We start from the raw sequence: 14,754 nt of genomic DNA, 5'->3' as shown, positions 1-14,754 counted from the left end.
AATGAAAGTTAGAGTCATTTTGCATTCACAAAAGGTGAAAACAATAGGCTATCTACTCATACTAGACAAAAATGCGCCATTTTAGGCGCATTTCAAGTTCAATCAATCTTCGGATTATATACTATTTTTGCTTATGCTAAAGTCCCTTAATGGACTTCAGCATACTTTTTAGCAAACAGTCCTTACCCTTTTATTCGCTTGTGCAATTCTTGAACTGACGAGACATTAACTTTAGGATCTGCGCTAATCGCTCGGATTGTGGCAAATGCGGCATTCAAAGTCGTTGTGTAGCTGGTTTTATTAAGCAAGGCTTCTCGTCTAATATACACTGAATCATTGATTGCTTGTCTACCTTCAGTTGTATTAACCACATAGCTATACTCGCCATTCTTAATCGCATCAACGATATTTGGGCGACCTTCTGACAGTTTATTCACTGTCGCACATTCAACACCGTGTTCAGACAAAAAGCGAGCCGTACCTTTCGTAGCTTCGACAGTAAAGCCGTGCTCAATCATTTCCTTCGCCAAGCCAATCAAACGTTGCTTATCGTTATTACGCACCGAAAGAAGTACTTTTCCTTCACTTGGTAATGGAGCTGATGCGCCTAAATTAGCTTTAGCATAAGCTTCATCGAAACCATTACCAACACCCATCACTTCGCCTGTAGAGCGCATTTCTGGTCCAAGTAAAGGATCGACTCCTTGGAACTTAGCGAATGGTAAGACAACTTCTTTAACTGAGAAGAAAGGTGGTATTACTTCTTGAGTGAAGCCTTGTTCAGCTAAACTAACACCTGCCATTGCTCGCGCTGCGATTTTAGCCAAGGGTACGCCAGTTGCTTTCGAAACAAATGGGATCGTTCTTGCTGCTCGAGGGTTTACTTCAATTAGATAAACTTCATTGTCTTTTATCGCAAACTGAGTATTCATCAAGCCAACGACCTCAAGTTCAAGAGCCATTTCAGTAACTTGTTTGCGCATCACATCTTGAATTTCTTGAGACAAGGTGTAAGGAGGTAAACTACAAGCGGAGTCGCCAGAGTGCACGCCTGCTTGTTCAATATGCTCCATAATACCGCCAATAACGACTTGTTGACCATCACACACTGCATCAACATCAACTTCGATGGCATCATCTAGGAAGCGGTCAAGTAGCACTGGGCTGTCGTTAGAAACACTCACAGCTTCATTCAAATATCGACGCAAATCTTGCAAATCATAAACGATTTCCATCGCTCGCCCACCTAGCACATATGAAGGGCGAACAACTAATGGGAAGCCAATAATTTCAGCTTGCTCTAATGCTTCTTCCATATTGCTAACAGTGGCATTCGCTGGCTGTTTCAAACCAAGCTTATTCACCATATGTTGGAAGCGCTCACGATCTTCTGCACGGTCAATTGCATCAGGAGAGGTCCCGATAATGTTAACCCCATTCGCTTTTAGTGCTCTTGCAAGCTTAAGCGGAGTTTGACCACCGTACTGTACAATCACACCTTTTGGTTTTTCAATGCGTACGATTTCTAGGACATCTTCCAAGGTTACTGGCTCAAAATACAAGCGGTCTGAAGTATCATAATCAGTAGAGACAGTTTCTGGGTTGCAATTAACCATGATGGTCTCATAACCATCTTCGCGCATTGCTAGCGCTGCGTGTACACAGCAATAGTCAAACTCAATGCCCTGCCCGATGCGGTTTGGACCGCCACCAAGTACCATGATTTTATCTTTATCTGAAGGATTGGATTCACACTCTTCGTCATATGTACTATACATATAAGCAGTCGAAGTGCTGAATTCAGCAGCACAAGTATCTACGCGTTTATAAACAGGTAGTACCTTAAACTTGTTGCGCATGTCACGCACGTCATCTTCAGCAACGTTAGTTAATTCTGCCAGCCTCGCGTCAGCAAAACCTTTTCGTTTAAGAGTCCTCATAAGGGTCTCGTCAATTTCAGACAATCCTATGCGTTCGACGAGTTGCTCAAGTTGTACAATTTCTTCTAACTGCACTAAGTACCAACGATCAATGTTGGTTAATGCGAAAATTTCTTCAACTGACATGCCCATGCGGAAAGCATCGCCTATGTACCAAATGCGCTCTGCACCTGGTTCACGTAGTTCGTAGATGAGTTTGTTCTTAGCTTCTGGGTCTTTTAAATCGAGTATCGGATTCAACCCTGATGCGCCAACTTCTAATCCACGAAGAGCTTTTTGAAGCGACTCTTGCTGGTTACGGCCTATTGCCATAACTTCACCTACCGACTTCATTTGGGTAGTTAAACGGTCATTTGCACCAGCAAATTTTTCAAAGTTGAAGCGTGGTATTTTTGTAACAACATAGTCAATTGCAGGTTCAAATGACGCTGGCGTTAAACCGCCCGTGATGTCATTAGCTAGTTCATCAAGAGTATAACCTACCGCTAATTTCGCAGCGATTTTTGCAATTGGGAAACCAGTCGCTTTTGATGCTAAGGCTGAAGAGCGCGATACACGCGGGTTCATTTCAATGATAACGAGTCTACCCGTGTCAGGACAGACGCCGAATTGAACGTTTGAACCGCCAGTTTCAACGCCAATTTCTCGTAGTACAGCCATAGCCGCATTACGCATAATTTGGAATTCTTTGTCTGTTAGAGTTTGCGCAGGAGCTACGGTAATTGAATCACCGGTGTGCACGCCCATTGGATCAAAGTTTTCAATCGTACAAACGATAATACAGTTGTCAGCTTTATCGCGCACAACTTCCATTTCGTACTCTTTCCAACCAATCAATGATTCGTCGATGAGTAGCTCAGATGTTGGTGATAAATCTAAGCCTCTCGTACAAATTTCAGTGAACTCGTCTTTGTTGTACGCGATACCACCACCGCTGCCACCCATAGTAAATGAAGGACGAATAATGCAGGGAAAGCCGATTCGAGTAGACACATCGTAAGCTTGTTCTAAACTATGGGCAATTTCAGCTCTGGGACATTCTAAACCAATCGACTTCATGGCTTTGTCAAAGCGTTCTCTATCTTCAGCTTTGTCAATCGCATCGGCTGAAGCGCCTATGAGCTCAACATTAAATTCTTCTAGGACACCATATTTATTCAAGTCTAGAGCGCAGTTAAGCGCTGTTTGCCCACCCATTGTTGGCAAAACTGCATCTGGGCGTTCTTTAGCAATGATATTGCGTACTACTTCCCATTGAATAGGCTCAATGTAAGTAGCATCAGCCATTTCTGGGTCTGTCATTATGGTAGCTGGGTTTGAGTTAACAAGAATGACTCGGTAACCCTCTTCACGTAATGCTTTGCAAGCTTGCGCGCCGGAATAGTCAAACTCACAAGCTTGACCGATCACAATAGGTCCAGCACCAAGAATCAGTATACTCTTGAGGTCGGTACGTTTTGGCATAGTCTAATTTCCTACTCTTAAGCTTGTTTTTGAGACTGAACGATGAGTTCAATGAATTTATCAAATAATGGCGCAGCGTCATGTGGACCTGGGCTAGCTTCAGGGTGACCTTGAAAGCTAAAAGCCGGCTTGTCAGTGCGCTCAATGCCTTGCAAGGACTTATCAAATAACGAGACATGAGTCACTTTCAGGTTGTCTGGCAATGAAGATTCATCTACCGCAAAGCCGTGATTTTGACTGGTAATCATAACGACATTTCGAGCCAAGTCTTTAACGGGGTGGTTAGCACCGTGATGACCGAATTTCATTTTTTCAGTTTTTGCGCCGCTAGCTAGAGCTAAGAGTTGATGACCAAGACAGATACCAAAGATAGGAAGCGATTTTTCTAAAAAAACTTTAATTGCGTCGATGGCATAGGTACAAGGCTCAGGGTCGCCAGGGCCATTTGATAAAAAGATGCCGTCAGGGTTTAGAGCAAGAACGTCTTCAGCGGCAGTCTGAGCTGGTACTAAGGTTAATCTGCAACCTCTGTCCACTAACATTCTTAGAATATTATTTTTAGCACCAAAATCATAGGCAACAACATGATAGGGCAAGTTTTGCTTATCTGTATGATAGCCTTTGCCAAGTTCCCAAGAACCATCATTCCATGTAGCTAATTCAGATCGGGATACAACCTTCGCCAAATCCATGCCCTTCAAGCCAGGAAAATCATTCGCTAATTTTGCAGCTTGCTCTTGCGTTAAATCGTCGGCAGTGACGATGCACCCGCGTTGAGCACCTTTGTCTCTCAATATACGAGTTAAACGCCGCGTATCAATATCGGCAATGGCAACAATATTATTTTCAACTAGGTAATCTGATAGGCTTTGTTCGCTTCTGAAATTACTAGCGATAAGAGGTAGATCACGAATCACAAGACCTTTAGCCCAAATTTTATTGGATTCAACATCCTCGGAATTAACTCCGGTGTTACCAATATGAGGGTATGTCAATGTGATGATTTGTTCAGCGTATGATGGATCGGTGAGAATTTCTTGATAACCAGTCATTGAAGTATTAAAGACAACTTCTCCAACACTATGACCAGAGGCACCAATTGCAGTACCATTGAAAACAGAACCATCTTCTAGCACTAACAGAGCAGAAATAGCCAAGTCAACCTCCTAAAATTAAAGGTAACAAGGGAAATAGCAGCGAAATGCTAATATTTCCGAAAAATACGTAAAAAGCAGTTAAAAAACAGGCTTTTCAGTAGCTTCTTCGCGAATCTTCACATTTCCAACACATCAGCGCGAGCTCAATCACAGGGCTTTTCTTGCCATTGATAACTGCTTGCGCCTAGAGCGAAATTGCAAATTTGTGGCAAATTCCGCTGATTATATATTAATGCTCAGTAATGATCTATTTGTTTCTTAAACTAAACGAGGAAATATATAAAAATGCACGCTACGCATTACTAATCGACTGAAAGCACTAAAAATTACAAATAAGCGCATCGAATCATGTAGATCATGCATTCTCAAGTTCCACAAAATAAGTTATTGTAAATTCAGTACTTGTTGCATGCTATACAAGCCTGCCGGTTTATTTTTAAGCCATATAGCAGCCGTTAATGCACCATTTGCGAATGTTAGACGACTTGATGCTTTGTGAGTTAATTCAATTCGCTCACCAATGGTTGCAAATATAGCGGTGTGCTCACCGACAATGTCACCAGCACGAATAGTGCTAAAACCGATAGTTTGCTGATCTCGTTCTCCAGTATCACCTTGCCTTCCATAAACCGCACATTTAGAAAGGTCGCGACCCAATTCTTCAGCAATCACTTCGCCAATTGCCACTGCAGTGCCAGATGGCGCGTCTTTCTTATAGCGGTGATGCGCTTCTACTATTTCGATGTCTGCGTCCTGCCCCATCACTGCACTTGTTTTTCTCGCTAAACTCAATAATAAGTTTACTCCAACACTATAATTGGCAGCGAACACAACCGGAATAGATTTTGCGGCTTCATCAATCAAGCCTAAATATTCAGATGACAGTCCCGTGGTTCCTATAACGATTGCTTTTTTGTTTTTTACACACCACTCTAAATTGGCTTTTAAGGCTTCTGGCAAAGTGAAATCAATGATGACGTCCGCGATATCTGTTGGTTGCTGATTCACGCTGCAAACTGTGATGTATTGTTTAGCAATCCCAGCTAATTCACCTGCGTCTATTCCAACTAGAGAAGAGCCTTCGCGCACACTCGCAAAACCAAGTGAAACTTCTGTATGTTGATAACACGCATCAATTAGAACTCTTCCCATGCGCCCATTTGCGCCTAAAACACCAATTTTAGTCATATGTACTCTTTCGATTTTTATTTTATGATACTTAGTCTATGATATATTATTCAGGCAAATCAAAAAGCTAAAGCTTGCAATGGATTTGCAGTTAACCCAACTAAGCGTTGAATCACTCATAGCCGGTTTTGGCTAGATAAAGAGAAATATAGCATAAATGCCAATAAATAATGCTGAGTTTAGTAGAAACAATTTTATGGATAGAATCACTGTTTTACTAATTTTTTTTGGAGTATTTCTAAGCCCCTCGTTTGCTATGGCAGAAGAGCCTTTAACGCCTGTCACTTTGCAATTAAAATGGGAGCATCAATCGCAATTTGCCGGCTACTATATGGCAATTGAGAAAGGCTTTTATGCCGATGTAGGCATAAAACTAACTCTCGTAGAAAAAAACATTAACAGTAATGATGTTCAGCCAGTGCTTGATAATGTGGCAACATTTGGCATTGCCAACTCGTCAATACTGATCCCCATAATGAATGGTGAACCATTGGTAATCGTTTCAACGATTTATCAGCATAGTCCTTTAGCTTTTATCACTAAAAAAGAATCAGAAATATACAGTCCCTACCAATTCAAAGGGAAAAAGCTGTCACTTCGAATGGTGCAAGACCAAGCCTCATTATATGCGGTACTGTCAAAATTAAAGATTGCTCCTACAGATTATGAGATTGTTCCTCAAACTAGCTTTAACAAACTTCTATTGAAAGATGATTTAGTGGACGTTTCGGCTGGTTATATTACTAACCTTCCATATTGGTATGAAAGCTCTGATATTCCCGTAGTAACTATAGAACCCAGAGATTATGGCATCGACTTTTACGGTGATCTTATATTTACTGCGGTTGAAACTGTCGAGAACCAACCCGATTTAGTGAATAAATTTGTCGATGCGAGCATCAAAGGCTGGCATTACGCGTTAGACAATCCAGAAGAAACGGTTTCTCATATTCACTCTAGTTATACGTCAAATAAAACACAAGAGGCATTACGCTTCGAACTTGAAAAATTAAGAGAATTAATTGCTAGGGAAATTTTACCAATTGGAAGCATGTTTCATGAGCGATTTAAGAATATCGCGAATATTTATAAGGAATTAGGTTTAGTTGACGAAAATGCATTGCTCGGTAAATATCAAATTAGAGATTATATTAGTGAATCCAAAGCTTTCTCTGCTGAGCAGCATCTTCAGGTTTTCATCATAGTCGGCGTATTGCTGCTCATCAGCATTTTGCTAGTCATTAACAACAAAATATTATCGAGCCGGGTGCGCAAGAGAACCATAGAATTAGACGAAAAAGTTGCACTTATTGAGAATCAGAACGAAGAGCTAGAGCAAGCCAAACGCAGCGCCGAACAAGCTGTACTTGTTAAATCTCGCTTTTTGTCAAACATGAGTCATGAAATTAGAACACCACTGTTTGGCATTACCGCGTTAACAGAATTACTAGACACCGACGAGTTGGAAGAGAAACAGCGTAAATACGTCACTCTGCTCCGTCGAACAACTCATCATTTAGGTGGCATTGTTAACGATATTTTGGATTATTCAAAGATTACAGGCGGGATGCTAAGCATAAAATGTTTGCCCTTCTCTATTCGCAGTTTACTAAACGATATAAGTAAGCAATATGAATTGTTAGCAGCAGAGAAAAATATAGGGTTCGAAGTTCATATTAATCCAGAAGCACCTGATGAATTATTGGGGGATCCACAACGAATAAAGCAAGTTATACAAAACATATGTTCAAACGCAATTAAGTTCACAGTAAAAGGAGGTGTAATAGTTTCCATCAGGATTACCCCCAGCACTGAGAGCGATAAATATAATGTCAGCTTTATTATAAAAGATACGGGTATTGGTATCTCCGACGCAAAACAAAAACGTTTGTTCAACGCGTTTGAACAACTTGAATCAGAAGATAATCGAAATTTTGAAGGAAGTGGGCTAGGTCTTAGTATTACTTATCAATTGTGTCAGTTAATGAATGCGTCGATTAAAATCGAAAGCGCGTTAAATCAAGGCACGAGCGTTTCCATTTCAATGACGCTAAATTTGAGCAAGGCGTTTCTTCAGTCTCACGAAAAGGATCCACATATTGCCGCTCCCATCACATTATTGCTAGTGAGCAACGATACTGCGGAAGTGCGAAGAAGAGCTGTTGCGCTTTCAAAAAGCGGTTTAAAGATTGCCATGCAACACTCTGCAGAAAATGCACTCAAACATCTGTCAGAACATAGCGTTGACATCGTGTTATTTGGTTTATTTGATCAGGCGGTTAATTTACCCGGCTTTATCATTTCCGCTCGCGATAGAAGTCAAAATAAACACCTTAAAGTTCTTATTACGTCTAATTATGCTGAGACGGAAGCTAAGGCGCTTATTGAACCAGCAGAGGCCGATGAAATTCTTTCTCTACCAACGAGTTTATATTCAATTACAAGTTGCATTTTCGCTGACCTTGCTGCGAAACAAACTAGCGAGGAAAAGCAGTTCCGCATTTTGCTTGTTGAAGACAACTTATTAAATCAAGAGCTAATGCTGAATATGCTCATGCCATATAGTAAAGATATTGTAGTCGCAAACAATGGTGAAGAGTGTATGAGAGCGCTGAAGCTACGACAAGACTTTGATATTATTCTAATGGATATTCAAATGCCTGTAATGGATGGCTTAGAAGCTATGCGGGAAATTAAAAAGGACGAAGTATTGTCCAAAATTCCAGTTATTGCTGTTACAGCGAATGCATTAGAAGATGATGTTAATACTTACCTTGAAAGTGGTTTTGCAAAACACATTTCCAAGCCATTTACATCAGAGCAATTGATCAAAGGGATCCACTCTACGGTGAGGACTTAATGCAACAGGTTTATATATGGGACTTCCCGACACGAATATTTCACTGGCTTTTAGTTATTGCAATTTGCTCTCAATATCTTACGGCTGAGTTGCTCGATGATGCTATGACCTGGCACTTTTACGGTGGCTACTTCATTCTAGGACTATTAATTTTTAGAGTTTTGTGGGGTGTTTTTGGCGCATATTACGCGCGTTTTTCTCAATTTGTAGTTTCACCACGTAAAGTTTGGAACTATGCTCGTCTTTTTAATAGCTCTGCATACCAGCCTGTTGTTGGTCACAACCCGCTAGGAGCCTATTCTGTACTGTTTATTATGACCATTCTTTTCACACAGGCCATTAGTGGACTTTTCATCACAGATGATATTTTTCATGACGGTCCTTACTATAGTGTTTTAAGCGAAGAAACTAGGCAGATTATGAATTGGGTGCATCACCAAGGCTTTATCGCCGTATGGTTGTTTCTAGCATTGCATATATCTGCAATGCTGGTTTATAAATTCGCCAAGCATCAGAATTTAGTAAAAAGTATGATAACCGGATATAAAAAGCAGGATCCAGAAACCTCGGCTATTAACGCTAAAAATCACTGGTTCAAATTTATTGCTTTCGCCTGCATGGCTGCTTTTATCGTTTATTTGGTGGTGGTTGTTTTTGCACCTGAGGTCGTTGAAGATTTTTACTACTAAGGACGCTTGAACTTATAGTGAAATACATAAAAAAGAGCCAAGATATAATATCTTAGCTTTTTTTAATTTTATTTTTAATACGAGCAATCTAATTTAAAAGAATGCGTTCGCTTGTGAAATTGTTAAACCGTAAAGAATAGTTAGTCCAACAGCAACCGCAGTTTGTTTCAATGCATCTTTTGACATTTGGGCCCATCCTGTTTTTTTTATTTTTAGGATTAAGCGCTACTAACTTCCGTTGTTTCCATAGAGATCTCAATGGGTACTGAGAGCCCTTCTCTACAATCATTGTAACTGCTGTTAAAGCAATGATAGCACCGGTATCAGTAAAGTGTGACTCGCAATGCACCTTACTGTTAACATAAATAATACATAATAATTACAAGTTTTAAACCTAAGTTTTCAAATATTTGACGCATTAAGTTAATTAATTTGACGCTAGTGATAAATTGTCATTCATTTTCATCATCTTACAAAAAATCCGGTCACATAAATAAATTTAAATGACCGGCTTTGAGTGTTTGTTTTTTATACAAATTTACAATTTCGTTGCATCTACATCTGACTTAGATAGATTAATCAATCTTAAATTTATCGTGACATGCTTTGCATGTTGCACCTAAGTCGCCTATCGCTTTTCGATAATTATCTACATCTTTAGCTGCTGCCACTTTCTGTAAGTTAGCTGCAGCATTAATCATGTCATGGCTCTTACTACTGAAGTCTTCCATTTCTTCCCAAATTTTGTCAGACGCTTCTGTTTTTACTTCAAACTTTCGTGTGTCTAACGCAAAATAGTCATCCATCATTGTTGCTAACTGTTCGATGCGTAGTGCATTTTTATTCATTACTTCCGCGTCATATTCTATTTGCCCTTTCGCCATAGCACCTAAAGGCCCCATATTACTGCGCACAAGTTGCAAAACTGCTTGCCTGAATTGTACAGCAGTATCAGCCTGTTTCTGTGAGTTTGCTTCTTTCGCGAAAGCTGAGGGAACCGTTAAGCTAGCAGCCAAAACCAATGAGATGAGTACTTTTTTCATGTTATATTCCTGTATAAGCATAGTATATTTAATTATAGTTCGATTAGAGGTGTACAGTACTTGTTGATAAGATACAAACACTTTGCACAAAGTTCAATAAAGTCTCCTTGAAAGTCGGTATTAATTCCCTTTTAATTCGCAAGAATAAAATTATCTCGTCTATTTGATACGGAGAATTAACCACCTTTTAATGTGTTTAACAAAAAAAACGCCCAATAAATTGAGCGTTTTCTAAAATTACCGCATAGGACGCTTTGTTAAAAGCATCGAAGAACTGTACACATTACTTGGTTAGATCATCGAAAAACTTCTTCACACCATCAAAGAATCCCTGCTCCTTTGGACGGTGTTTACCACCACCAAGTGAGGCATCAAATTCCTCTAGCATTTCTCTTTGCTTGGCTGATAAGTTAACCGGTGTCTCTATCACGACTTTGCACATTAAGTCACCAACGCTTCCACTACGAACGGATTTAACACCTTTTCCACGTAAACGGAACATCTTCCCAGTTTGCGTTTCAGGCGTTATCTTAAGTTTAACTTTACCATCGAGCGTCGGCACTTCAATTTCACCGCCTAGCGCAGCTGTTGCGAAACCAAGAGGCACTTCACAGTATAGGTTGTTTCCATCACGTGCAAAAATATCATGTTCGCGAATATTTACCTGAACATATAGGTCACCTGCCGGTGCGCCATTCTCGCCCGCTTCACCTTCACCAGTAAGACGAATTCTATCACCCGTATCAACGCCAGCTGGCACTTTAACTGATAGAGTCTTGGTTTTTTCAGTGCGCCCTTGACCGCGGCATGGATTACATGGGTCACCGATGATCTTCCCTTTACCAGAACATGTTGGGCACGTCTGTTGTACTGCAAAGAAACCTTGGCGCATTTGCACTTGGCCGTTTCCTTTACAGGTTGGGCAAGTAGTAGGAGTTGAACCTTTCTTAGCACCTGAACCATGACAGATATCACATTCGACCAGCGTCGGTACACGAATTTCAACTTCCTTGCCACGCACCGCCTCTTCAAGCGACATCTCAAGGTTGTAACGTAAATCTGAACCCTGACGAGCGCGCGATTGACGACCACGACCGCCACCAAATATGTCTCCAAACACATCGCCAAATATATCACCAAAATCAGCACCCTGACCATGACCACCGCCACGATTTGGATCAACGCCAGCATGACCATATTGGTCATATGCGGCACGCTTTTGAGAATCAGTTAAGATTTCATAAGCTTCTTGTACTTCTTTAAACTTTTCTTCCATGCCCTTATCGCCCTGAGTACGATCAGGGTGGTATTTCATGGCGAGCTTCTTATAGGCTTTCTTTATGGAGCGTTCATCGGCACCGCGCTCTACGCCTAATACTTCGTAATAGTCTCGTTTGGACATAAGATTAAAAATTCCTGCATTGTTTAGCTTTGTTTTATAAAGGCTCTTCTAGCCATCATTTAGCTTATTGCTTAAAAGTTCTTATAAAACAATAAATTAGTAAATACTGAGTTGTTCAGCGCGAATACAAACAGGGCGCAATCTGATCTTATCAGTTGCGCCCATATATTTGCTCAATGAATCAACAACAATTATTTTTTGTCGTCTTTCACTTCTTCAAACTCAGCATCGACAACATCATCGTCTGTTTGAGCTGATTTAGCTTCAGCATCTTCTGGAGCGCCTTGGCCTTCAGCAGCTGCTTTAGCTTGGGCAATTTCCATCAACTTGCTTGAAGCTTCCATCAAGGCTTGAGTTTTCGCTTCGATTTCTGCTTTGTCATCACCTTTACGCGCAGTTTCCAAAGCTTCTAACGCTTCTTCAATTGCTTTTTTATCGTCTTCTGGTAATGCATCGCCAGCTTCTTCAATTTGCGTGCGTGTGCCATGAATCATGCCATCAGCTTGGTTACGTGCTTGAACTAACTCTTCAAACTTAGCATCGGCTTCTTTGTTAGCTTCAGCATCTTGTACCATTTGCTCGATTTCATCATCGCTCAAACCTGAGTTTGCTTTGATCGTGATCTTCTGTTCCTTACCAGTATCTTTGTCTTTCGCAGATACGTGTAGGATACCGTCAGCATCAATATCAAACGTCACTTCAATTTGAGGTGTACCACGTGAAGCTGGGCGAATACCTTCTAGGTTGAATTGACCTAGCGATTTATTACCTTGTGCTTGTTTACGCTCACCTTGAAGAACATGCACTGTTACCGCAGCTTGATTATCTTCAGCTGTAGAGAAGGTTTGAGACTTCTTAGTTGGTACAGTTGTATTCTTTTCAATTAGCGTTGTCATCACACCGCCCATTGTTTCAATACCCAATGATAAAGGTGAAACATCAAGAAGTAGTACGTCTTTTACTTCACCTGACAATACACCACCTTGAATCGCAGCACCCACAGCAACTGCTTCATCTGGGTTAACGTCTTTACGTGGCTCTTTACCGAAGAACTCAGTTACATACTTCTGTACTAATGGCATGCGAGTTTGGCCACCAACAAGGATAATGTCGTTGATATCGCTTACTGATAGGTCAGAATCGGCCAATGCTTGTTTCAAAGGCTCTAGTGATTTTTTCACTAAGTCTTCAACAAGAGACTCAAGTTTTGCACGTGTTACTTTAATAGCTAAATGCTTAGGACCAGAGGCATCGGCAGTAATGTACGGCAAGTTAACTTCTGTTTGTTGTGCAGAAGAAAGTTCGATTTTCGCTTTCTCACCCGCTTCTTTTAAGCGTTGCATAGCTAAAGGGTCTTTGCGTAAGTCAAAACCTTGGTCTTTCTTAAATTCTTCCACTAAGTAGTTGATCATTCTGTTATCGAAATCTTCACCACCTAAGTGAGTATCACCGTTGGTCGCAAGTACTTCGAAAGTATGCTCACCGTCAGCTTCGTCAATTTCGATGATAGAAATATCGAATGTACCACCACCTAAATCGTATACTGCAACAACACTGTCGCCTTTCTTCTTGTCCATACCATAGGCAAGTGCAGCAGCTGTCGGTTCGTTGATAATACGTTTTACTTCTAATCCAGCGATTCGACCTGCATCTTTAGTTGCTTGACGCTGCGCATCATTGAAATAAGCAGGAACTGTAATAACAGCAGCTGTAACTTCTTCACCTAAATAGTCTTCCGCCGTTTTCTTCATTTTTTTCAAAACTTCAGCAGAAATTTGCGGTGGTGCCATTTTCTCGCCGTTGGCTTGAACCCAAGCGTCACCGTTGTCAGCTTTAACAATTTTGAAAGGCATGATGTCGATGTCACGCTGAACTTCTTCGTCTTCAAAGCGACGACCAATTAGGCGCTTGATTGCGAAAAGTGTATTTTCTGGGTTAGTTACTGCTTGACGTTTTGCAGGTTGGCCAACCAGAGTTTCACCCTCTGAACTATAAGCGATAATGGAGGGTGTAGTACGATCACCCTCTGCGTTTTCAATTACTTTTGCTTTGTCGCCGTCTAGTACTGCGACACATGAATTTGTTGTACCTAAATCGATACCAATGATTCTACCCATCTGTGTCTCTCCAAAATATGATTTATTACGTTATGCAATAATAAATGGGGCTAATACCCCTGTTTTCAATATGTGATTTAAAAAAAATTTAATTTTTTTATGATTATCTAAACTTGTGTGTCTACACCGTCACTTGCAGCGCGCGATACCATCACCATTGCTGGACGTAACAAACGACCGTTCAAGGTATAGCCCTTCTGCATAACTGCCATCACCGTGTTTGGTGCGACATCTGCAGACTCTTGCATTGACATGGCTTGATGTAGTTCTGGATTAAATGCCTCGCCTTCTGGGTCAACAATTTCCATTCCATATTTCTGAACCGCGTTGATGAATGACTTGTGCGTAAGGTCAACTCCTTCAATAATCGGTTTGATTGCCTCATTCTCTGCATCCGCAACTTGAACAGCGCGCTCTAAGTTGTCGATAACAGGTAACAGTTCACCAGCAAAGCGCTCTAAGGCAAACTTTCGTGCTTTGTCAATTTCTTGTTCAGCACGGCGTTTTGCATTTTCCATATCAGCTCTAGCACGCAATACTGAGTCCTTTTGACTCTCAATTGTGCCATTGGCAACTTCTAATGCAGCTTCAAGCTGAGCAATGCGAGCGATGTTATCGTCTTCGTTCATTGCTTGTTCCAGCTCATCTGCTGTCATTGTTTGATCTTCATCATTCACCAACTCAGCTTCTATTTCGTCTTCGTTTGATGGTTTATTCTGTTCGTCGCTCATTACATTCTCCGCGGATCTTTACTAGCTAACTTAATTCGGCCAAGTTCACCTAAATAAGTGCACCAAAATAAGTACACCAAAATTTATGCATGGCCTTTTAATGGGGCTGCTTTTAGCGGCTTCAAGGGATAATTGCAGATTTAATTTAATTTTTTTTCATTAA

The 14,754-nt window shown here is 40.8% G+C and carries 9 protein-coding genes; 2 read left to right on the top strand and 7 right to left on the bottom strand.

Features of this window, described 5'->3' with window-relative positions; translation table 11 throughout:
- Nucleotides 1-182: 182 nt before the first annotated feature.
- From carB to dapB, 3 genes are all read right to left on the bottom strand, one after another.
- Nucleotides 183-3,404: a carbamoyl-phosphate synthase large subunit gene (carB, locus tag ACKLNX_RS14530; protein ID WP_411694004.1), complete on the bottom strand. Its 3,222-nt coding sequence runs from the start codon at nucleotides 3,402-3,404 to the stop codon at nucleotides 183-185.
- A gap of 17 nt (nucleotides 3,405-3,421) precedes the next feature.
- On the bottom strand, nucleotides 3,422-4,561 hold the full coding sequence (gene carA / locus ACKLNX_RS14525; protein ID WP_412972883.1) for a glutamine-hydrolyzing carbamoyl-phosphate synthase small subunit: 1,140 nt from the start codon (nucleotides 4,559-4,561) through the stop codon (nucleotides 3,422-3,424).
- A 384-nt stretch (nucleotides 4,562-4,945) separates the two neighbouring features.
- Nucleotides 4,946-5,749 carry a 4-hydroxy-tetrahydrodipicolinate reductase gene (dapB, locus tag ACKLNX_RS14520; protein WP_412972882.1) on the bottom strand — a complete coding sequence of 268 codons (804 nt, stop codon included), beginning with the start codon at nucleotides 5,747-5,749 and terminating at the stop codon, nucleotides 4,946-4,948.
- Between the two features lie 196 nt (nucleotides 5,750-5,945).
- Here dapB and ACKLNX_RS14515 point away from each other — a divergent pair, with 196 nt between their 5' ends.
- Together ACKLNX_RS14515 and ACKLNX_RS14510 are read left to right on the top strand one after the other, a co-directional pair.
- A complete protein-coding gene (locus ACKLNX_RS14515; protein ID WP_412972881.1) occupies nucleotides 5,946-8,609 on the top strand; it encodes an ABC transporter substrate-binding protein in 2,664 nt (887 codons plus the stop codon).
- The gene (locus tag ACKLNX_RS14510; RefSeq protein WP_412972880.1) at nucleotides 8,609-9,298 is read left to right on the top strand and encodes a cytochrome b/b6 domain-containing protein; all 690 of its coding nucleotides are present in this window, start codon (nucleotides 8,609-8,611) and stop codon (nucleotides 9,296-9,298) included. The genes ACKLNX_RS14515 and ACKLNX_RS14510 overlap by 1 nt, the downstream gene beginning before the upstream one ends.
- Before the next feature lie 575 nt (nucleotides 9,299-9,873).
- On the opposite strand, the gene ACKLNX_RS14505 is transcribed toward ACKLNX_RS14510, so the two are convergent.
- The 4 genes from ACKLNX_RS14505 to grpE form a co-directional block, all read right to left on the bottom strand.
- The gene (locus tag ACKLNX_RS14505) at nucleotides 9,874-10,341 is read right to left on the bottom strand and encodes a c-type cytochrome (protein WP_412972879.1); all 468 of its coding nucleotides are present in this window, start codon (nucleotides 10,339-10,341) and stop codon (nucleotides 9,874-9,876) included.
- A gap of 283 nt (nucleotides 10,342-10,624) precedes the next feature.
- Nucleotides 10,625-11,743, bottom strand: a complete 1,119-nt coding sequence (gene dnaJ / locus ACKLNX_RS14500) for a molecular chaperone DnaJ (protein WP_411694010.1) — start codon at nucleotides 11,741-11,743, stop codon at nucleotides 10,625-10,627.
- A 191-nt stretch (nucleotides 11,744-11,934) separates the two neighbouring features.
- On the bottom strand, nucleotides 11,935-13,860 hold the full coding sequence (gene dnaK / locus ACKLNX_RS14495; protein WP_411694011.1) for a molecular chaperone DnaK: 1,926 nt from the start codon (nucleotides 13,858-13,860) through the stop codon (nucleotides 11,935-11,937).
- Between the two features lie 107 nt (nucleotides 13,861-13,967).
- Nucleotides 13,968-14,591 (bottom strand): nucleotide exchange factor GrpE, encoded by a 624-nt coding sequence (gene grpE, locus ACKLNX_RS14490; RefSeq protein WP_411694012.1) that lies wholly within the window; start codon nucleotides 14,589-14,591, stop codon nucleotides 13,968-13,970.
- Nucleotides 14,592-14,754 lie beyond the last annotated feature (163 nt).

Origin of the sequence: Glaciecola sp. MF2-115 (genome assembly GCF_047250385.1) — a bacterium.
Classification (GTDB): Bacteria; Pseudomonadota; Gammaproteobacteria; order Enterobacterales; family Alteromonadaceae; genus Glaciecola.
This window is presented reverse-complemented; position numbering and strand designations above follow the sequence as displayed.